The following is a 19,184-nucleotide window of genomic DNA, read 5'->3' as shown; positions in this document are numbered from 1 at the left end:
CCCAAAGCCCTTCGAGGGGGCCACACCCGCAGACTGACGCAGTCGGCCTTGCGTTCCCCGCACAGCCCAGGAGCGCCGGCCGCGCAGCCGGCCTGGTGCTTGCGACAGTGGGCGCGATCGCGTTCAGCGGCAAGGCGATCATCGTCAAGCTCGCGTACCGCCATGGGGTGGACGCGGTCACGCTGATCATGCTGCGCATGCTGTTCGCACTGCCGCTGTTCGCGCTCATGGCCTGGTGGGCGGGGCGCGGCAAGCCCGCGCTCACGACGCGCGACTGGCTCGGCGTGCTGGGCCTTGGCTTCTCCGGCTACTACCTCGCCAGCTTCCTCGACTTTGCGGGGCTCGCGTACATCAGCGCCGGCTTCGAGCGGCTCATCCTGTATCTCAATCCGACGCTGGTCCTGCTGTTCGGCTGGGTGCTGTACCGGCGCCGCGCATCGCGCGCGCAACTCGTCGGCATGGCCATCAGCTACACCGGTGTCGCGCTGGTGTTCGGCCACGAGATCTGGGGCGGCACGGGCGCGGGCGGCGGAACGGCGGCGTGGGGCGCGTTCCTTTGCTTCCTCAGTGCGGTGAGCTATGCCGGCTACCTCGTGTACAGCGGCGAATTCGTCAAGCGGCTGGCGTCGCTGCGCCTGGTGGGCCTGGCGACCAGCGTGGCGTGCCTCTTCTGCATCGCGCAGTTCGCCGTGTTGCGGCCGGTGAGCGCGGCCTTTGCGGTGGCGCCCGAGGTGATCTGGCTGTCGGTGCTCAACGCCACCGCTTGCACCGCGGTGCCGGTGCTGATGGTGATGATGGCCGTCGAACGCATCGGCGCCGCGGTGGCGGCACAGACCGGCATGATCGGGCCGATGTCGACCATCCTGATGGGCATCGTCATCCTGGGCGAGCCCTTCACCGTCTGGATCGCGGCGGGCACGGTGCTGGTGATCGCTGGCATCTTCGTGTTCACGCGCACCGGTCGCTAGACGGTACGAATCTTTCTACTGCGGCCACCGATCCCGGGCCTCCGGTGTTGACTCCGGCATAACAAGCGCTTCGCGCAATTGTTAGCCTTTGCCGCAACTTCGTTGTCACCGTACCTGAGTACGGTTCCGCTCCTCAACCCGAGCTCGGCGCCCTCGCTACGAAATCTTCGCACCTTCTTGGCACGTTGGTCATTTCAGTGCGACCAACTGGGCCAGCAGGCGCGCGACCTCGGCGGGCCTGGGGAAATCAACGGTGCGCAGCACCAGCCGGGCCTGGCGATCGAAGAAGTAGACCTGGGCCGTGTGCTTGTCGGGGCCCACGCTGCGGCCGGCCAGGAAGTCCAGCCAGCGGTCGAGCGACGCGGGCGCGGGCGAAAAAGCGCTCCAGCGCGGACCCGCCCCGAAGCGGCCCAGCCATGCGGTCAATGCCCTGGGGTCGTCGCCCAGCGGGTCGATGCTGGCCGACAGCAATTGCAGCGGCGCATCGCCGCGCGGCAATGCGGCTTGCACTTGCGCGAACAACGCGCCCTGGATCGGACACACCGAACTGCAACCCGTGAACATCAATTGCAGCGCAGTGGCCCGGCCTGCGAGCAGGTCCCGCAGCTGCGACTTGCTGCCGCCATTCGATGTCACCTGGATGTCGGGCGCCGGCAGCGGCGGGCGCACTTCGCCGGCCGCGTTGTGCGCGCGCGCCGTCCCGAAGCACAGCGCGGGGAGCGCGGCCATGCTGGCGCGCAGGATGGCGCGGCGCTTCATTGCGAACTCAGGTGCGCCCACAAGTCGTCGCATCCCTGGGGCGAGATGTCGTAGCGCGGCATGGCGGTGTTGACCATCACGCCGGCCGGGTCGAGGCCCTCGCGCAGCAGCCGGCAGAACGAGGCGGGGTCATAGCGGCTGCCGGGGCCGCCGCGCCGGGAGCGCAACTCATTGAGATACCTGGAGGTGAGGAGCGGTGCGAATGCCGTCTGCCCGGTGGTGCCGGTGGAGGGCGCGTGGCAGTTGATGCATCGCACGGCTTCTGCCGGCAGGTCGAAGGTGTGGCCCGGCAGGCGCGCCACCAGCGGCTTTTCGCCGACGAATGCGCTGCGCCCCGCGGTGGCGACACCGGATGGCAACGGCGCATCGGCTCCTGACGACAGTCCGCTCGCCACGGCGATCATCGCCAGCACCACGACCGGGAGGATCAGGCCGCGCTTCATGACGGATGCCCGTCGACGCCGTGCCGGACAAGCCCTGTCACTGCGCAAGGCCACACCCGCCCCCTGCCAATTGAACGTAGCTTCACTTCTTCCTCTCCCTGATTTTCTTGTTCATCCCACCTTCGGCATCGCTGGCCGATGCAACGCGCGGCAAACGAAAGGATGACTTTTCATCGTAACAAGACCTGCAGGGCTGCCACCGACTGGCGGTGCGACTTGCGTGACGAACTTGGGCCGGGGCACGAAGGATCTCGCCCCGGCAGTCTCACCGCGCGGTGCTCAGCCTGGATAAAGGCGTTCGGCAGGCGTCGTCGAAAACGCGCCCGCGCCGGGCGGCTTCCATTCCAGGCGCATCGACGCGCCGTGCGTCCATTCGAAGTACTCGACGCGTATGCGGTAGAGGCGACCGGCCACCAGGTTCAGCGGCGCGGTGGTGTCGTAGTCCGGGTGGTACGTCCAGTGGTCGATCATCAGCTTGTCGTCGATCCACAGCCGCACGCCGTCGTCCAGCAGCGTACGGAACTGGTAGCTGCCCGTGGCGGGCGCCTCGATCATGCCGGTCCAGCGTGCCGAGAAGAAGTCGACGCCGATCGGCGCGCCGGGCGAGCCCAGGCCCCAGTCGAAGTCCACCGGTTCGACGCGCACGAGCGCCGGCTGCCCGCTCAACGTGATGTTGTTGAAGTAGCTGCCCAACAGCCCGGTGCCGCTGCCCGGGACGTGGGGCGCGCGGGTCTCCTCGTTGCCGATCTGCTTGACGAAGGCGCTGACGGCGAGCAGGTCCGCGTCGCTCAGGCTCAGGTTTGCGTGGGCGCGCACGGCGTCCTCGACAGTGGCCGCCGTGCCATCGTGCAGGTACGGCGCGGTGGCCCAGACGTCGCGCAGCGTGGGCGTGTCGAGCCCGTTGAGTGGTGCCCCGAGGCGCTTGCCGCTGCCCGGCTTGAGGGTCCCGACGTTGTGCAGGCGATTGGTCGCGCTGTCGGTGAAGGCGGGGCCGCCGTGGCATGTGGCGCACTGCGCGGCGAACACTGTCTTGCCATTGACGGCCTGCGCGGTGAGGCTGCCGTCTGCACTGCGCAGCGGGCTCGCGCTGAATGCGTTGAGCGAGCGCAGGTAGGCCGCCAGCGCATCCAGGTCCGCGCTTTGACCCTCCTTCGGGTCGCCCAGCGGCTGGCTGCGGGTGCCGGCGTTGAATGCGGCATCGGTCATGAGCCCGGTGCCGCGGGCGAGGTTGCGGATCTGGCCTTCGAAGTCCTGTGGCTCGTCGAAGTTGCCGCTCCAGTGCAGCCGGCCCTGGCCGCCGGCCCGGCCGCGCAGCGAGATCGTGTTGCGCAGGCCTTCCCCAAGGCTGGTGAAGTCCCAGGTGCGGCCGTCATGGCTCGCGTCGTTGTGGCAGCTTGCGCAACTCAGGTAGGCGTCGCGGGCCAGGCGCGGGTCCCTGGCGTCGTAGAAGAACTGCTTGCCGCGCAGGACCTCGGGCGCCAGCCTTTCGGTGGTCGTGCCAGGCACGGCGCCGATCAGGCCGATGGTGGGCTCGCCGTATTGCAGCAGCCGACCCAGGTCGTAGGCGCCGACCGTGCGGTCCATGAAGTTGCTGACGTAGAGGCGCATGCCGTCGGTCGACACTGCCACGCCCTGCGGCGCCCGGCCCACCGCCAGGCGCATCAGCTCGCGCTTGCCGGCGGCGTCGAGCACAGCGACTTCTCGCGAGCTTTCGAGCGCCACGAAAATGTAGGCGCCGTTGGGGTGGTAGACGGCGGCGCTGGCCACGCCGCTGTTGTCGTGGTCGACGCGGCCGGGATAGTCCTCGGTGTTCGTCGCCAGGTCCAGGCGGGAGGAAATGGCACGCACGGTGCTCTCGAAGCTCAGTGGCTGGCCGTCGCGCAGGCCGCCGCGCCGGATGTTGTCCTGCTTGGACGGGATCCACGCGCTCTGGCCGTCGGGTGCGATGGCGGGCGCGCCGAGGTAGTTGGGCACGCCGCGCGCCTGCACCGAGCCGTCCGCCTTGTCGCTGTGCTGCAGCACGAAGCGGCGGACCACGGCCAGCGTGGCGGGGTCGAATTCGGTGACCTCGCCGCCGGTCTTCATGCCGTCGACGTCGCCGCGCACGCTGGCCGTGCCTTCGCCGGGCTGTGGTGCGGTGATGAAGCGCGTGGCCAGCAGGCGCTTGCCGTCAGCTGACAGGGCGAGGTGGCGCACGCCGGGGGCGGCCACGTCGGCAGTCTGGGTCCAGGCATTGTCGAACTTGAGCAGGCGACCGGTAGCTTCGAGCGCCACATAGGTGCTGCCGTCGGGCGCGACGAGCACGCCGTACGGCTGCGACCCGCGCGGCAAGTCCACCGTTCGCACTGCCTTCAGCGTGCCGGTGCCCAGCACGCTGAGGCTGGCCGCTCCCTTGTTGGCAACGACGGCAATGCCTTTGCCGAGGCTCACGCTGCGCGGCTGGACCCCGACCGCGATCTCGGCCACCAGATAGCCGTCGCTGGAGTCGAAGACGGATACGGTGTCCGCATCCTGGTTGAGCACCCAGACGCGCTCGCTGGCGCCCGCGCGTGGCTCCACCGCCAGGATGGAACTGGCAATGGCGCTGGTGGCGCCGGTGCCGGCGGGTGGGCCCCCCGGCGCGCCCGCCGGTGGGCCTTCCCTGCCGATGACGGCCTGCATGAAGCTGCGTGTCACGACCGTGCCGTCCGCGCTGCGGGCCGAGACGGTGACGTTGTAGACCCCCGGCGCCGCGAAGGCATGGGTCGTGTCGGCGCCGCCGTCGGCGATCCAGCCTGTGGAAGGGCTGCCATCGCCGAACACCCAGCTGTATTGGAGGCTGCCGTCAGCGCCCGCGCTGGCCGTGTAGCTTGCGCTTCGGCCCGCGCCCACCGCGGGTGCGGCAATGGGCTCGATCACCGGCAGCGGGTTCAGGATGCGCCAGTCGAAACGGCTGGAGGCGGTGCCGCCGTGGCCGTCGCTGACGGTGGCGGTCACGCTGAAGTTTCCGCTCTGCGATGGGTAGCCGGCGATCATGCCGCTGGCGGCGTCGTAGTTGACGCCAGCGGGGAGGCCGCTCACTTCGAAGGCGAGCGGGTCGCCATCGGGGTCGCTGGCGGCGAGTGCGAAGGCGGCTTGCTCGCCCTGGTGCGTGGCGGGGGGAGCCACCGCGCCCAGCGATGGCGGTCGATTGGCCGCCGGTACGCCGAACACCTCGACCTCCGCAAGGCTCAGGGCGCCAGTGCCGGCAAGCTGCACGCGCACATAGCGCCCGGTCGCGCCGGGGGTCAAGGTGGTCAGGCGTTCGGCAGTGCCCGGCACCAGCGTCTTGCCCACGCTGTCGTCGGCCATCAATGCCTCGTAGCTCCTGCCGGACATCGGCGCAGACGAGACCATCACCTGGAAGTTGCCCAGTTGGTCGGCACAGCAATCGGTGCGGTTCCACAGTCGCAACGCGTGGATGCGGAAGTCGGCGCCGAGGTCCACTTCCCACCACGGGTTTGCGCTGCTCCCGGTCTGGGTGGTGGAGCCGGAAGCCCAGTTGCCGTCGTTCACGCCGTCGACGGCGCGCGTGGCGGCGCCGCCTGCCTGTTCGGACGACGCGCTGGCCGGCCTGCCGCGTGCGACGTTGTTGAAGTGCACCGTCTTGCGCCCGGGGTTCGGTCCGTAGTCGCGGAGGTCCCCTTGCGAGACGGGCGGGCCCCAGTTCACGCCGTCGGCGCTCACGTAGAAGTCGTAGCGGGCGATCGTCGAGTTGTCGCTGTTCTGGCGCGGTCGATAGGCGAATCCGCCGATGCGCTGCATCGAGCCCATGTCGATCACGAAGGAATGCGGCTGCACCGCCAGCGGATCGGACCATTGCGAGAGCCAGTAGGAATCGGGGTTCCCATCGATCGCGAATGCCGCGGGCGCGTATTCGCCGCGGGTCTCGGCACTGCTGGCGGTGGCCTTCCAGAGGCCGCGGGGCAGGACGGCGCCTTCCTCGTTCAACAGATCGAGGTCGGCGATCGAGGCCAGCGGGCTGTCGTTGAAAGAACTGTTCGACACCAGCTTGACGTAGCGCGACGCTGGATTGGAATCGTTGACGACCCATTGGAACTGCCAGCTCACCGTGCTGCCGGAGGCGGCTGCCGCCACCTTGACCACGTAGGTGCCGATGCGGCCCGGGCTGCCGCTGATGACGCCCGTGGCGGCGTCGATGTGCAGGCCGTCGGGCAAGCCGTCGGCGCTGTAGCTGATGGGCGCGCCGCCGGGATTCGTCGCGCGAACCGGCAGGGTCAGGGTCGAGCCGACCGCGCTCAGTTGATCGTCGGGCGCGGCCAGTTGCGGTGCACCACTGCCGTCGATGGTGACCATCTTCGCCACCGAAGGCGTCCCGTTCGCGTTCATCGCAAACAGCATGTAGACGCCCGGAAGCGCCCAGCCGGGATTGCTCGGCACGTCGATCCTGTAGTTGTTGGCGCCGAGGCTGGTGAAGGCCAGCGACAGCCGGCGCTGGTCGTTGTTGACCGTGTGGGTGGTCGAGGACATGCGCACCAGCGAGAACGCCGCGACCGGGCTGTCGGTGCTCACGTTCACCGTGCTGCCGTACACGGCGCGTGCGGGGGCGCCCAGCAGCACCGGGCGGGTGGCGGTGCTGCCGTCCGCATTGAACAGGTAGGGCGGGGAGAGGATCTGGAGGTCGGCGTGGTTGGCCGCGCAGCCTTCGCCGCACACGCCGCCGCCGGCGGACATCACGCGGCCGTCCTGCAGCAGCACCGCGACGCTGTGGTAGTTGCGCGGCACCGACATCGCGGGCATGGGCGTGAAGGTCTCGGTGATCGGATCGAACAGTTCCGGCACCATCACCGCATTGCTGTCGCTGAAGCCGAGCGCGATGGTCTGGCCGCCGATCACGACCACTTGCCCGTTCGGCAGCACCACCGCGTTGTGGTAGGCGCGCGGGTAGGCCATCGGATTGATCTTGCGCACCGACACGCCGGCGTTGAGGTCGATCACGTAACTCTGGTTGCTGGACTTGTCCGTCGTGGCCATGTCGACGCCGCCGGCCTTCAGGATCCTGCCGGTGTCGTACATGACCGCGCTGCCGGTGATGCTGAACGCATCGTCGGCGCGCGGGCCGACGGCTTCGACGGAGCCCTCGCCACGCGTGTCGAGCCAGTGCATCTGCCGGCCCGGACCGGCATGAAACACCTTGCCGTTGCCGGCCGGGTGCAGCCAGAAGTGGCTGTCGGACACCCAGTATTCCGCGCCGCCGGGCGAAAGCATGGAATCGATCTTCAGCCCTGGAACCTTGCGCCATCCGGTGGCCGCGTTCCACACCTCGCCATCCTTGCCGCCGGCGTTGCCGAGGTCCCAGGAGCCGCCGATGGTCAGCACGGAGCCGTCCGACAGGATCGTGTTGGCGTTGTAGGCGCGGCTGATCTTCAGTGCCGGGCCGGTGGTCCACTGGGCGGTGCCGGGGTTGTAGATGCTGGTGTTCGATTCGCCGCTGCCGCCGGCCACGAGCAGGCTGCCGTCGGCCAGGGTGGTCGTGCCCGAGCAGAACATGTTGTGCCCGGTCTCGCTGACCAGGCGGTCGGTCGCGGTCATGGCGACCGGATCGAACAGGGTCGAATAGGTGCGGCTGCTGTCGCTCGACACGGCGAAGCGGCTTTCACCGGCCCACAGCAAGACCTTGCCGTCGGGCAGGGCGGAGGCCGAGGCTGGCACCAGGGAGAGGTCGGTCACGGCGGACCACTGGGCCTGCGCAGGGGCGGCGATCTTGCGGCGGAGTTCGCGCTGCTTCTCGAAGGTCGCGGCAAAATCCGCGGAAGCCGGCTGCCCGGTGATTCCGCCGAACTGGCCGCTCTCCCGGTCCGACGAGCCCCCGCAGGAGCCCAACAACAATGCCGCGGCCACGCCGGCGCCCAAGCCTACCCATCGCAAATTCACGCTTTCTCCCTGAGTCTTTTAGTTAGCACCAAACCGGCGGGCCTGTTCAATCAAAGGCCGCGATTCGTGACTAATTTCACATGCTATCGAATCAATGCGCGGACAACCAATACGTTTCGCACGTATTGCGGTGTTCATCGATTGAGTGTCGACACAGAACCACGTTAGGACGATCATCACCGCTCTTTTGCGTGTCCAAGGCTTCGGCGCGCGGAACTATTCCCTTCAACGAGCAAGAGGATTTCAACAATGGATTTCGGGATTGCGGGCAAGACGGCCCTGGTGTGTGGCGCGAGCAAGGGCCTGGGCCTGGGATGCGCGCAAGCGCTGGTGCGCGAGGGCGTGAACGTGGTGATCGTGGCGCGCGGCGCCGACGCGTTGCAGGCGGCAGCGGCGCAACTGTCCGCGCTGCGAGCCGCCGGGACGGGCGCCGCCGCGCCCTTCGTCAAGCATGTGGCGGCCGACATCACCACGGTCGAAGGACGCGCCGCAGCCTTCGCCGCGCATGCCGACTACGACATCGTCGTCACGAACGCGGGCGGACCGCCGCCGGGTGACTTCCGCGATTGGGACCGCGACGCGTGGATCAAGGCCGTGGACGCCAACATGCTCACGCCGATCGAACTCATCAAGGCCACGGTCGACGGCATGGCCGCGCGCGGCTATGGGCGCATCGTCAACATCACTTCCAGTTCGGTGAAGTCGCCGATCGACATCCTCGGCCTGTCGAACGGCGCGCGCTGCGGGCTCACAGGCTTCGTCGCCGGCGTGGCGCGCACCTCCATCGCCGCCAAGGGCGTGACCATCAACAACCTGCTACCGGGCGCCTTCGACACCGACCGCCTGAAGGGCACGATGCAAGGCACCGCGAAGAAGACCGGCCAGGACATCGACACCATCCGCGCCGCCCGGGCCCGGACCATTCCGGCGGGTCGCTTCGGTACCGCGGAGGAGTTTGGGGCGACTTGCGCCTTCCTCTGCAGCATGCAGGCCGCATACATCACCGGCCAGAACGTGCTGACGGATGGCGGGGCGTATCCCGGGACGTACTGAACGCCTGCGACTGCGCTCCGTGTCTTGCTCCTTCTCCCTCCGGGAGAAGGTTGGGATGAGGGCGCGGCGGCGTCACCATTCAAGCGCCGCATGCCCTCACGCCAACCCTCTCCGACGATCTGCTGCGATGTCGGATTCAACAACGTCGCCAACTTCAATCGCCGCTTCCTCGACGTGAAGGGCATGACGCCTTCCGCGTTTCGCAAGAAGTTCGGCGGCGATCGCTGACGCGCTTGCAGGCGGGGAGAACGAGGCTCAGGACCATGCGGCACGTGGTCGGCGCGCGACTTCGTGGCGACGATGAGCCGGGCGTTCGGCGCGTCGGTACTGGCCACCAAGGCCAGTGCGGCCTAGGCGCTGCGGCCGAACTGTCGATGGCGGCTCACCAGGCGCTGTTCGCGAACGGCGTCGTCGATGTCGACATACCAGGTCTCGTCGAGAAGGCGCGCCGCACCCGTCCAGGGCCCCACGTCATGCAGCAGGTAGTTGCCTTCGGTGATGACCAGTTGCGTGGAAGGCAGCACTGCGATGGCGCCGCTGTCAGGCGCGCCCTTGCGCCCGGCGCGGCCGAGGCGCTGGAGTTCGACGTTCGCGAGGTGGAAGCCATCCATCGGCACGACCTGGGCCCGGTCCGTTCCGACCGCCTGGAGCAGTGCCGCCGCCAACGTGGACTTGCCCCGAGCCCGGTGCGCCGATCAAGCCCAGCAATTTGCGCTGGCCGCTGGCCAGCAGGGTGTCCAGGCGCAGCAGGGCATCCGCGGGAACGGAGGGCAGGGTCGGCAGGGTGTTCATCGACGCAGCGTACAGGCTGCGCCGCGGCAGGCTTCGCCGAAATCGCCGTCGTTCTTCGCTTTTTGTGCGCGCGCCGTGAAGCTCTTGTACGGACGGGGCGCGTGGCCGTGCGCCGCCGTGGCGGAAGCAAGGACTTTCCCGCAGGCCTGTCTCGCTGCTGCGACATTGGTTTTCATTTCGTGGCACGATCCATCCCCCGTTCACCTGACCACTGCGAGGACTCCCGCACATGCAGAGCAAAGCCGTCCGTATCGACCGCCATGGCGGCCCGGAAGAACTGAAGATCGTCGAGGTCGATGTGGGCGATCCGGGCCCAGGCCAGATCCGCATTCGCCACAAGGCGGTGGGCCTGAACTTCATCGATACCTACCAACGCAGCGGGCTCTATCCGTTCCAGATGCCGCTGCTGCTGGGCATGGAGGCTTCCGGCGTGGTCGAGGCGGTGGGCGAGGGCGTCACGCACCTGAAGGCGGGCGACCGCGCCGCCTACGCGAGCCAGCCCCCGGGCGCGTATTGCGAGCTACGCGTGATGCCGGCCAAGAGCGTCTGCAAGTTGCCCGACAGCATCTCCTTCGAGACTGGCGCGGCCATGATGCTGAAGGGCCTGACCGCGCAATACCTGCTGAAGAAGACCTTGCCCGCGGAAGGATTGCAGGCCGGAGACCACATCCTCTTCCACGCGGCCGCAGGCGGCGTGGGCCTGATTGCCTGCCAGTGGGCGAGGGCGCTCGGGCTGAAACTCATCGGCACCGCCGGCACCGACGCCAAGTGCAAGCTGGCGCTGGACCATGGCGCCGCCCATGCGATCAACTACAGCACCGGCAACTTTGCCGAGCAGGTCAGGGAGGTCACCGGCGGCAAGGGCGTGAAGGTGGTCTATGACTCGGTCGGCAAGGACACTTTCGAGGGCTCGATCGACTGCCTGCGACCGTTCGGCCTGCTGGCTGTGTTCGGCAACGGGTCCGGGCCGGTGCCGCCAGTCAGCCTGGGCCTGCTGGCGTCCAAGGGATCGCTTTATGTAACGCGGCCGACGCTTTTCACCCACATTGCCACGCGCGAGACCACGCAAGCCATGGCGGACGACCTGTTCGCCGTGGTCGAGAGCGGAGCCGTGAAGATTCCGGTCGAGCAACGCTACCCGCTGGCGGATGTGCAGCAGGCGCATCGCGACCTCGAAGCGCGCAAGACCACCGGTTGCACCGTACTGACACTTTGACAGCGTAGTCTCGAGCACGGGGAGTTCTCCTACTTTCGGTAGCGCGCAGGGACGGCGTATCGCTGTGCGACCGAGTCATAGCCTCCCGCCCGATAAGGAGACCCATGGCTGCAGTCAGAGCATTCATCGTCGAGGACAACGCGACGATTCGTCATCACCTCGTCGAGACGCTGCGCGTGGTGGCGCATGTCGACCCCGTCGGCACGGCCGATTCGGAGGAGGACGGCGCGCGCTGGCTCCTAGCGCACGCTGACGAGTGGGACTTGGCCATCGTGGACCTGTTCCTGAAACAAGGCACCGGCCTGCGCATCCTCGAGGCCTGCCGCGACCGCGATCCGGCGCAAAAGATCGTCGTGCTGAGCAACCACGCCTCGACCGACATGCGCCGCAAGTGCGCCCAACTCGGCGCCGACGCCGTGTTCGACAAGGCCAGCGAACTCGACGACCTCATCGACTTCTGCCTGCGCCGCCGTGAGGAGCCGCAAAGCGCCTATTGATGCGGGCGATAAATATATCTATCAGATAAATCCATTTCACTTTTGAATGGCGCGCGTTTCCAATTGCGCCCATGGCCCGATCACGCTTCCTCCCCGACAACTTCACGCTCGCCCTGGTGACCACGGTGGTGCTTGCCAGCCTGCTGCCGGCCAGCGGGGCGACGGCCAGCTTCTTCGAAGGACTGACCACCTTCGCGATCGGCCTGCTGTTCTTCCTGCACGGCGCCAAGTTGTCGCGCGAGGCCATCCTGGCTGGCATCGCGCACTGGCGGCTGCACCTGCTGGTGTTCGCCTGCACCTTCGCGCTGTTCCCGCTCCTCGGCTTTGCGCTCAAGCCGGTGCTGTCCCCGCTGGTCACGCCCGAGATCTACACCGGCGTGCTGTTCCTCTGCGTCTTGCCGGCCACGGTGCAGTCGGCCATCGCCTTCACGTCGATGGCGCGCGGCAACATCCCGGCGGCTGTGTGCAGCGCTTCGGCGTCCACGCTGCTGGGCGTGTTCGTCACGCCGATCCTGGTCAACCTGCTCGTCGTTCCGCACGGCGGCGGTGGTGCCGGCGGCGCGCTCGACGCCATCGGCCGCATCCTGCTGCAACTGATGCTGCCTTTTGCGGTCGGCCATTTCGCGCGTCCATGGATCGGCGGCTTCACCAAGAAGCATGCACACGTGCTCAAGTTCGTCGACCAGGGTTCGATCCTGCTGGTGGTCTACACCGCGTTCAGCGCGGCCGTGATCGAAGGCCTGTGGAAGCAGGTGCCCCTGAGCGCACTGGCCGGCCTGGTCGTCGTGTGCGCGGTGCTGCTCGCGGTGGTGCTCGCCAGCACCACCTGGATCGCACGCAAGCTCGGCTTCGACAAGGCCGACGAGATCACCATCGTTTTCTGCGGGTCCAAGAAGAGCCTGGCCAGCGGCGTCCCCATGGCCAAGGTGCTGTTCGCGTCGCACGCGGTCGGCGCCATCGTGCTGCCGCTGATGCTGTTCCACCAGATCCAGCTGATGGTGTGCGCGGTGCTGGCGCAGCGCTATGCCCGGCGTGTCGAGCCGGCGGCTGGTTCAGCGGCGCCGCTTGTCAGCCCGGCGGAAGCGGCTGAAGAGGCCACGGCTGATTAAGGCCCATTGATGGCGTGACATAGGCCCTCGGCCACTCGCACGAAATCCCGGTCGGTGTCACCGGCGAAGGCATCGCGAAAATTCCGCGCCCCTCAGGACTCCTCCAGCTCGCCCAGCCGCGACGTCCGCAGCCGGCTCGGCGTCAGCGCCCCGACCAGATCGAGGATGGGATAGGCGATCGAGCAGATGTGCGAGTTGATGCGCTTGAGATCGCTGATCAGGTCGATGTGCAGCGAACTGGTCTCGATGCTCAGCGCGGTCTGTTCCGACAGCCGGTCCAGGTGGGTGGACGCATAGGCGCGCTCCAGGTCGCGGAAGCGCGCCTTTTCCTGCAGCAGCTTCTGCGCGTCGCGCACATTGCCGTTCAGGAACACGCTCATGCCCAGCCGCAGGTTGGCCACCAGCCGCTGGTGCAGCTCCGCGATCTCGGCCATCCCGGCCTCGGAGAAATTGCGCTGCGGCTTGATCTTCTTGTCCTCGATGTCGATGATCACGCGCTCGATGATGTCGCCGATCTGCTCCATGTTGATCGTGAAGCTGATGATGTCGGTCCAGCGCCGGCTCTCGTCCTCGCCGAGCGCCTCGCGCGAGATCTTCGTCATGTAGTACTTGATGGACGAATACAGCTCGTCCACCGTGTCGTCGAGCTTGCGCAGCTCCTGCGCCAGTTGCAGGTCGTTGTGCCGGATCACGTTGAGCATGCCGATAAGCATGGTCTCGACGATGTCGGCCTGGTGCAGCGCCTCGCGCGCCGCGTTCGAGATGGCGAGGCTGGGCGTCGACAGCGCGGAAGGGTCCAGGTGGTGCTGCCGCTGCCTGGCGACGGACTCCACCGGCACCGGCATCAGCCGCGTCACCAGCGTGGCCACGCGGCTTGTCAGCCCGATGAAGCCGATGCTCACCACCACGTTGAAGGCCAGGTGGTACAGCACCACCAGGTGCGTCGCGTCCGACACATAGGGCCGCACGTGCTTGAGATACAACCCGACAAACGGCGCCGCGACAGCCACGCCGAGCAGCTTGAACATCAGGTTGCCGACGGTCACGTGCCGGACCGGAACGCTGGACTTCGCCGTCGTCAGCACCGCCAGAATGCCGCTGCCGAGATTGGCGCCGAGCACGAGCCCCAGCGCGACGTCGAGCGGCACCAGGTTCGAACTGGCCATGGCCGCGACCAGCAACACCACCGCCAGGCTCGAATAGGCCACCACCGCGAACGCCGCGCCGATGGTGATCTCCAGCAGCACGTCGCTGTTGAGCGAGGCGAGCAGTGCACGCACCGCGGGCGCGGAGAACAGCGGACCCGTGGCCTGCACCACCAGTTGCAGCGCCAGCAGCATCAAGCCGAGCCCGATCAGCACACGCCCGATGCGCCCCGCCGCGCTGGCCGATCGGGTGATGAACAGCACCACGCCCACGAAGATGAACAGCGGCGACAGCCACGACAGGTCGGTGGAGAACAGCACCGCCATCAAGGCCGTGCCGACATCGGCGCCACGCATCACGGCCAGCGCGGCGGGCAGTGTCACCAGCCCCTGCCCGACGAAGGACGATGTCATCAGTGAAGTGGCCGTGCTCGACTGCACCAGCGCCGTGACCGCGATGCCCGACAAGGCGGAAGTGAAGCGGTTGCGCATGCTGCGCGCGAGGAACTTGCGCAGGTTGGCCCCGAACACCCGCAGCACGCCGGTGCGAACGAGTTGGGTCCCCCAGACCAGCAGCGCAACCGCTGCCAACAAGTTCAACAAATGTTTCATGTAGCAGGGCCACTATAGGGCACGCCTGCCCCGTGCTCGCGTCTTGCCGCCCCCGGGCGCCTGACGCGATGCTGCAAGTGGCCTGGCGACAACGCTTCGGCGTGGCCTGCGCGGGCGGGAGCGGGCCGGGCCTGGCCCGGCCTCTCGGGCTCAGGTCTTCCTGACGCGCCGCAATTCGTCCAGCACCAGGCACACCGCGCCGATGGTGATCGCGCTGTCGGCCACGTTGAAGGCGGGGAAGTGCTTGCCGCCCAGGTGGAAGTCGAGGAAGTCGACCACGTAGCCGTGCATCATGCGGTCGATCACATTGCCGATGGCGCCGCCGAGGATGCAGGCCATCGCAAAGGAGAACAGCTTCTGGCCCGCGTGCTTCTTGAGCATCCAGAAAATGAACACGGCGGCCGCCACCCCGATGGCGGTGAACATCCATCGCTGCCAGCCCGCCGCATCGGCCAGGAACGAGAACGCAGCGCCCGTGTTGTGCGCCCGAACGATGTTGAAGAAGCCCGTGACCTCGGTCACGCCGCCGTACTGGTAGTAGCCGAGGATCAGCGTCTTGGTGAACTGGTCGACGATCAGGATGATCGCGGCCAGTCCCAGCCAGGGCCAGACGCCGGCGCCGAAGGCGGAGGCGGAGGAAGTAGAACGCTTACCGGCCATCAGGCATAGCTCCGTGCTTCGCCGGCGCCATGCAGGTTGCTGGTGCAGCGGCCGCAGATCGTCGGGTAGGCCGCATCGTGGCCGACGTCGGCGCGGTAGTGCCAGCAGCGCTCGCACTTGGTGTCGGTGCTGACCATCACCTTCGTCAGCACGGCGCTGCCCGCCACCAGCGTGATGGCCGAGGTGATGAACACGAACTTTAGGTCATCGCCCAGGCTCGCCAGCAGCGCATGGTCTTCCGGCCCCGCGGTGAGTTCGATGTTGGCCTGCAAGGACGAACCGACCTTGCCGTCGGCCCGCACTGCCTCGATCTGCTTGTTGACGTCGTCGCGGATCTCGCGGAGGCGGTTCCACTTGGCCAGCAGCGCTTCGTCGGGCGCGTCGAAGCGGCTGAACACCTGCGCGAAGATCGACTTGCCGTCGCCCACCAGCGCCCAGGCCTCTTCGGCCGTGAAGCTCAGGAACGGCGCCATCCAGCGCAGCATGGCTTGCGAGATGTGCCACAGCGCGGTCTGCGCGCTGCGTCGCGCATGCGAGCCGGCGGCAGTCGTGTAGAGGCGGTCCTTCAGGATGTCGAGGTAGAACGCACCCAGGTCTTCCGAGCAGTACACCTGCAGCTTGGCCACGACCGGATGGAACTCGTAGACCTTGTAGTGCGCCAGGATCTCGGCCTGGAACTGCGCGGCGCGGCTCAAGGCATAGCGGTCGATCTCCAGCAACTGGTCGAGCGGCACGGCATCCTTCACGATGTCGAAGTCGCTGGTGTTCGCCAGCAGGAAGCGCAGCGTGTTGCGGATGCGCCGATACGCATCGACCACCCGCGCGAGGATCTTGTCGTCGCCGGCGATGTCGCCCGAATAGTCGCTGGCTGCGACCCACAGTCGGATGATTTCCGCGCCCAGCTTCTTGCTGACCTCCTGCGGGTCGATGCCGTTGCCGAGCGACTTGCTCATCTTGCGGCCCTGGCTGTCGACGGTGAAGCCGTGCGTCAGCAGGCCGCGGTAGGGCGCGCGATCTTCCAATGCGCAGGCGATCAAGAGCGAGGAATGGAACCAGCCGCGATGCTGGTCATGCCCTTCGAGGTACAGGTCGGCTTCGGGGCCCGTCGCGTGATGCACCGTCGGATGCGTGCCGCGCAGCACGTGCCAGAAGGTCGAGCCGGAGTCGAACCACACTTCGAGGATGTCGGTGCTCTTCGTGTAGTGGGGCGCGTCCTCGGCGCCGAGGATCTCCTCGGTCGTCACGCGGCTCCAGGCCTCGATGCCGCCTTCTTCCACGATGTCGGCGGCCTGGTCGAGGATCTCCATCGTGCGCGGATGCAGCTCGCCCGAATCCTTGTGCAGGAAGAAGGGGATCGGCACGCCCCAGCTGCGCTGGCGCGAGATGCACCAGTCGGGCCGGTTGGCGATCATGTCGTGCAGGCGCGCCTTGCCGTTCTCGGGGTAGAAGCTGGTCTGCTCGATGGCTTCGAGTGCGGTCTGGCGAAGGGTCTTGGGCGCCTTGTCCTTGGTGAACACGCCTTCGCCCTCGTCCATGCGCACGAACCATTGCGCCGCCGCGCGGTAGATCACCGGCGTCTTGTGGCGCCAGCAGTGCGGGTAGCTGTGGCTGATGGTCTCGGTCGACATCAGGCGATCCGCATCGCGCAGTGCCTGGATGATGACCGGCACGGCCTTCCAGATGTGCTGCCCGCCGAACAGCGGGAAGTCGGGCGCGTAGCTGCCGTTGCCTTGCACCGGATTCAGGATGTCGTCATAGGCAACGCCATGTGCGATGCAGGAGTTGAAGTCATCCACGCCATAGGCCGGCGAGGAGTGAACCAGGCCGGTGCCGTCGTCGGCGGTGGCGTAGTCGGCCAGGTAAACCGGCGACAGGCGCCTGTAGCCGGCATCGACGTCGTACAGCGGATGCTCGAACTCGAGCCCACCGAGCTTCTCGCCCTTGACGGTCGCCAGCACCTCGCCGTCGAGCGCCCAGCGGTTCATGCACATCTCGACCAGCGAGGCGGCCAGCACCAGCAGGCCGCGCGAGGTGTCGACCAGCGCGTAGTCCAACTCGGGGTTCAGGTTGATCGCCTGATTGGCGGGGATCGTCCATGCCGTCGTCGTCCAGATGACCGCGAAGGCGTCCTTGGTCAGCGCGGGCAGGTCGAAAGCGGCTGCCAGCTTCGCGGGGTCATGCGCCTTGAAGGCCACGTCGACGGTCTGCGACTTCTTGTCCGCATACTCGATCTCGAACTCGGCCAGCGACGAGCCGCAATCGAAGCACCAATACACCGGCTTCAACCCGCGATACACGAATCCGCGCTCGATCACGCGCTTGAACGCACGCAGTTCGCCGGCCTCGTTGGCGAAGTCCATCGTCTTGTACGGATGGTCCCATTCGCCCAGCACGCCCAGGCGCTTGAAGTCGACCATCTGCTGCGCGATCTGCTCGGTCGCAAAGGCACGGCTCTTGGCCTGCATGTCGTCGCGGCTCAGGTTGCGGCCGTACTTCTTCTCGATCGCGTTCTCGATCGGCAGGCCGTGGCAGTCCCAGCCCGGCACGTAGAGCGCGTCGAAGCCTTCGAGTTGCCGCTCCTTGGTGATCATGTCCTTCAGGATCTTGTTGACCGCATGGCCCATGTGGATCTGTCCGTTGGCGTACGGCGGGCCGTCGTGCAGGATGAACTTGGGCGCGCCGACGCGTGCGTCGCGCAGGCGGTGGTAGCGGCCTTCGTCTTCCCATTGCTTGACCCAGCCCGGCTCGCGCTTGGCCATGTCGCCGCGCATCGGGAAGGGGGTGTCGGGCAGGTTGAGGGTGGCGCGGTAGTCGGTGGCGCCAGCGGTTTTGTTGTCGGACATGGGGGTTCCAGAAATCTGCGCTGCACATGCAACGCTCGAAGAATCGATGGGGCGTGAGGCGCGTCTGATCAAGGCGCGCGCCGCACGCGGCGGAAGCGAAGGTTCCGCTTTAAATTCGGTCGCGCGTGGTCTGGCGATGGGTGGAGGCGAAGAACGCGCGCGCATCGTCGCCATCCTTGGCGATGCCCGACATCAGGGCCTCGAGGCTGGGATAGCGCAATTCGTCGTGCAGTTTGTGCAGCAGTTCCACGCGGACGATTTTACCGTAGGCCCCCTGGCTGCCAAGTTCAGCAGCGAGCTCTGCGGGCCATTCGAGGCAATGTGTCTCCAGCAGCACCCGGCCGGCGTTCACGTCGTTGGCGTCGAGCGAAGGACGCACGCCCAGGTTGGCCACGCCCTGGATCGGCCGGTCGACCAGCCCGTGCACCAGCACCGCGAAGATCCCGTTGGCGGCTGGCTTCCAGTGCTTGAAGCGCAAGTTGAGCGTGGGAAAACCGAGGGTACGGCCCAGCTTGCGCCCATGCACGACATGGCCGCTGATGCTGTAGGGCCGGCCCAGCAGCGATTGAACCTCGGCCATGCGGCCCTTGCCCAACGCTTCCCGAACCGCGGAACTCGACACGCGCATGCCGTGCACCTCGTAGCTCTGCATGCGCGCCACGTCGAAGCCCCGGAGGTCGCCGGCCGTATCGAGCGTCCCGTAGTCACCGGCCCGCTTGGCGCCGAAGCGGAAATCGTCTCCCACCAGCACATAGCGCGCACCCAGGCCCTTGACCAGCACGCGGTCGACGAACTCGTCTGGCGTCTGGCCGGCCAGGCGGGCATCGAAGGGCAGCACCACGGTCTGCGCCACGCCGCAGGCGGCCAGCTCGGTGAGCTTGTCGCGCAGCGTGCCGACGCGGGCCGGCGCCAGGTCCGGCTTTTTCATGATCGCGGCAAAGTAGTCGCGCGGATGGGGTTCGAAGGTCAGCACGCAACTGGGCAGGCCGCGATGACGCGCCTCGGTGTCGAGCAGCGCCAGCATGGCCTGGTGGCCACGGTGGACGCCGTCGAAATTGCCGATGGTAAGGGCGCATGCCGGCGCGATGCCGGGATGCCGGAACCCGCGGAAAACCTGCATGGTTGGTATCTTTTTGATAGCACGCTGCGCCCGCGGAATGGGCACACACGGGGC

The 19,184-nt window shown here is 67.3% G+C and carries 13 protein-coding genes and 2 pseudogenes; 6 read left to right on the top strand and 9 right to left on the bottom strand.

The window, feature by feature from the left end; all coding sequences use genetic code 11:
- Positions 1-92: 92 nt before the first annotated feature.
- Positions 93-968, top strand: a complete 876-nt coding sequence (locus HB681_RS11835) for a DMT family transporter (RefSeq protein WP_218628198.1) — start codon at positions 93-95, stop codon at positions 966-968.
- A 189-nt stretch (positions 969-1,157) separates the two neighbouring features.
- On the opposite strand, the gene HB681_RS11830 is transcribed toward HB681_RS11835, so the two are convergent.
- The 3 genes from HB681_RS11830 to HB681_RS11820 form a co-directional block, all read right to left on the bottom strand.
- Positions 1,158-1,727 carry an SCO family protein gene (locus HB681_RS11830; RefSeq protein ID WP_213955022.1) on the bottom strand — a complete coding sequence of 190 codons (570 nt, stop codon included), beginning with the start codon at positions 1,725-1,727 and terminating at the stop codon, positions 1,158-1,160.
- On the bottom strand, positions 1,724-2,170 hold the full coding sequence (locus tag HB681_RS11825; protein WP_213955021.1) for a hypothetical protein: 447 nt from the start codon (positions 2,168-2,170) through the stop codon (positions 1,724-1,726). Before HB681_RS11825 ends, HB681_RS11830 begins: the two co-directional genes overlap by 4 nt.
- A 279-nt stretch (positions 2,171-2,449) precedes the next feature.
- Positions 2,450-8,083 (bottom strand): discoidin domain-containing protein, encoded by a 5,634-nt coding sequence (locus HB681_RS11820; RefSeq protein WP_213955020.1) that lies wholly within the window; start codon positions 8,081-8,083, stop codon positions 2,450-2,452.
- Positions 8,084-8,332: 249 nt separating this feature from the next.
- On the opposite strand from HB681_RS11820, the gene HB681_RS11815 reads away from it, so the two are divergent.
- Positions 8,333-9,136 carry an SDR family oxidoreductase gene (locus tag HB681_RS11815; protein ID WP_213955019.1) on the top strand — a complete coding sequence of 268 codons (804 nt, stop codon included), beginning with the start codon at positions 8,333-8,335 and terminating at the stop codon, positions 9,134-9,136.
- A 117-nt stretch (positions 9,137-9,253) separates the two neighbouring features.
- A pseudogene (locus HB681_RS11810) lies at positions 9,254-9,364 on the top strand (AraC family transcriptional regulator); the annotation flags it as partial.
- Between the two features lie 41 nt (positions 9,365-9,405).
- Here HB681_RS11810 and HB681_RS11805 read toward each other — a convergent pair.
- Positions 9,406-9,928, bottom strand: a pseudogene (locus tag HB681_RS11805) (nucleoside/nucleotide kinase family protein); the annotation flags it as partial.
- Positions 9,925-10,104 carry a hypothetical protein gene (locus HB681_RS11800; RefSeq protein ID WP_213955018.1) on the bottom strand — a complete coding sequence of 60 codons (180 nt, stop codon included), beginning with the start codon at positions 10,102-10,104 and terminating at the stop codon, positions 9,925-9,927. The gene HB681_RS11800 and the pseudogene HB681_RS11805, both read right to left, overlap by 4 nt.
- 53 nt (positions 10,105-10,157) lie before the next feature.
- On the opposite strand from HB681_RS11800, the gene HB681_RS11795 reads away from it, so the two are divergent.
- The 3 genes from HB681_RS11795 (at position 10,158) to HB681_RS11785 (ending at position 12,750) form a co-directional block, all read left to right on the top strand.
- A complete protein-coding gene (locus HB681_RS11795) occupies positions 10,158-11,144 on the top strand; it encodes a quinone oxidoreductase (protein ID WP_213955017.1) in 987 nt (328 codons plus the stop codon).
- Between the two features lie 104 nt (positions 11,145-11,248).
- On the top strand, positions 11,249-11,641 hold the full coding sequence (locus HB681_RS11790) for a response regulator (protein WP_213955016.1): 393 nt from the start codon (positions 11,249-11,251) through the stop codon (positions 11,639-11,641).
- 71 nt (positions 11,642-11,712) lie between these two features.
- The gene (locus HB681_RS11785) at positions 11,713-12,750 is read left to right on the top strand and encodes a bile acid:sodium symporter family protein (protein WP_213955015.1); all 1,038 of its coding nucleotides are present in this window, start codon (positions 11,713-11,715) and stop codon (positions 12,748-12,750) included.
- A 92-nt stretch (positions 12,751-12,842) separates the two neighbouring features.
- Here HB681_RS11785 and HB681_RS11780 read toward each other — a convergent pair whose 3' ends face one another.
- The 4 genes from HB681_RS11780 to HB681_RS11765 form a co-directional block, all read right to left on the bottom strand.
- Positions 12,843-14,507: a Na/Pi cotransporter family protein gene (locus HB681_RS11780; RefSeq protein WP_213955014.1), complete on the bottom strand. Its 1,665-nt coding sequence runs from the start codon at positions 14,505-14,507 to the stop codon at positions 12,843-12,845.
- A 150-nt stretch (positions 14,508-14,657) separates the two neighbouring features.
- The gene (gene lspA, locus HB681_RS11775) at positions 14,658-15,167 is read right to left on the bottom strand and encodes a signal peptidase II (RefSeq protein ID WP_213955013.1); all 510 of its coding nucleotides are present in this window, start codon (positions 15,165-15,167) and stop codon (positions 14,658-14,660) included.
- Complete coding sequence (ileS, locus tag HB681_RS11770; RefSeq protein ID WP_213955012.1) at positions 15,167-18,010, bottom strand: isoleucine--tRNA ligase; 2,844 nt, start codon at positions 18,008-18,010, stop codon at positions 15,167-15,169. Before ileS ends, lspA begins: the two co-directional genes overlap by 1 nt.
- A gap of 109 nt (positions 18,011-18,119) precedes the next feature.
- On the bottom strand, positions 18,120-19,130 hold the full coding sequence (locus HB681_RS11765; protein WP_213955011.1) for a bifunctional riboflavin kinase/FAD synthetase: 1,011 nt from the start codon (positions 19,128-19,130) through the stop codon (positions 18,120-18,122).
- Positions 19,131-19,184: the final 54 nt, after the last annotated feature.

This window comes from Variovorax sp. dw_954 (genome assembly GCF_018449755.1).
Lineage (GTDB): Bacteria > Pseudomonadota > Gammaproteobacteria > Burkholderiales > Burkholderiaceae_C > Variovorax.
This window is presented reverse-complemented; position numbering and strand designations above follow the sequence as displayed.

What these genes read in the sequence shown, in the direction of transcription:
- HB681_RS11830 (WP_213955022.1), bottom strand. Translation starts at nt 1,727, where the DNA reads ATGAAGCGCCGCGCCATCCTGCGCGCCAGCATGGCCGCGCTCCCCGCG.
- HB681_RS11825 (WP_213955021.1), bottom strand. Translation starts at nt 2,170, where the DNA reads ATGAAGCGCGGCCTGATCCTCCCGGTCGTGGTGCTGGCGATGATCGCC.
- HB681_RS11815 (WP_213955019.1), top strand. Translation starts at nt 8,333, where the DNA reads ATGGATTTCGGGATTGCGGGCAAGACGGCCCTGGTGTGTGGCGCGAGC.
- HB681_RS11800 (WP_213955018.1), bottom strand. Translation starts at nt 10,104, where the DNA reads ATGAAAACCAATGTCGCAGCAGCGAGACAGGCCTGCGGGAAAGTCCTT.
- HB681_RS11795 (WP_213955017.1), top strand. Translation starts at nt 10,158, where the DNA reads ATGCAGAGCAAAGCCGTCCGTATCGACCGCCATGGCGGCCCGGAAGAA.
- HB681_RS11790 (WP_213955016.1), top strand. Translation starts at nt 11,249, where the DNA reads ATGGCTGCAGTCAGAGCATTCATCGTCGAGGACAACGCGACGATTCGT.
- HB681_RS11785 (WP_213955015.1), top strand. Translation starts at nt 11,713, where the DNA reads ATGGCCCGATCACGCTTCCTCCCCGACAACTTCACGCTCGCCCTGGTG.
- HB681_RS11780 (WP_213955014.1), bottom strand. Translation starts at nt 14,507, where the DNA reads ATGAAACATTTGTTGAACTTGTTGGCAGCGGTTGCGCTGCTGGTCTGG.
- lspA (WP_213955013.1), bottom strand. Translation starts at nt 15,167, where the DNA reads ATGGCCGGTAAGCGTTCTACTTCCTCCGCCTCCGCCTTCGGCGCCGGC.
- ileS (WP_213955012.1), bottom strand. Translation starts at nt 18,010, where the DNA reads ATGTCCGACAACAAAACCGCTGGCGCCACCGACTACCGCGCCACCCTC.
- HB681_RS11765 (WP_213955011.1), bottom strand. Translation starts at nt 19,130, where the DNA reads ATGCAGGTTTTCCGCGGGTTCCGGCATCCCGGCATCGCGCCGGCATGC.